Origin of the sequence: Vibrio sp. 10N.222.52.B7 (assembly GCF_041474275.1) — a bacterium.
In the GTDB taxonomy this organism is placed as follows: Bacteria; Pseudomonadota; Gammaproteobacteria; order Enterobacterales; family Vibrionaceae; genus Vibrio; species Vibrio crassostreae_C.
On sequence record NZ_JBFRTU010000013.1, the window covers coordinates 1 to 292 of the forward strand.

Consider the following 292-nt stretch of genomic DNA (forward strand, 5'->3'; position numbering starts at 1 on the left):
TCTTGTAGCGACCTTTGGTACTCGGGTCACCAATTGCAATGGTGTAAATCTTTACGCCATATTTGGCGGCGATTTCGGCGGCTTTTACCGGAGGCATTTTCGAGCTTGTGTCATCACCATCGGTTAGCAGAATCATCACTCTTTGGAGGCTCTGTTCTTGTTCGAATACGGCAATTGATAAGCCAATTGCATCTCCAAAAGCAGTTTGAAATCCAGCGTAGCCAAGCTCAACGTCTTCAAGTAGCGATTGCCACACGTCAATATCTTCCGTAAAGGGTGCTTGAACATACGC

Annotated in this window: 1 protein-coding gene; it reads right to left on the reverse strand. The window is 46.6% G+C overall.

Going from position 1 to position 292, the window contains the following annotated elements:
• Positions 1-292 (reverse strand): VWA domain-containing protein (locus AB4512_RS05650; RefSeq protein WP_372174602.1); only part of this gene is annotated, 292 nt, incomplete at both ends.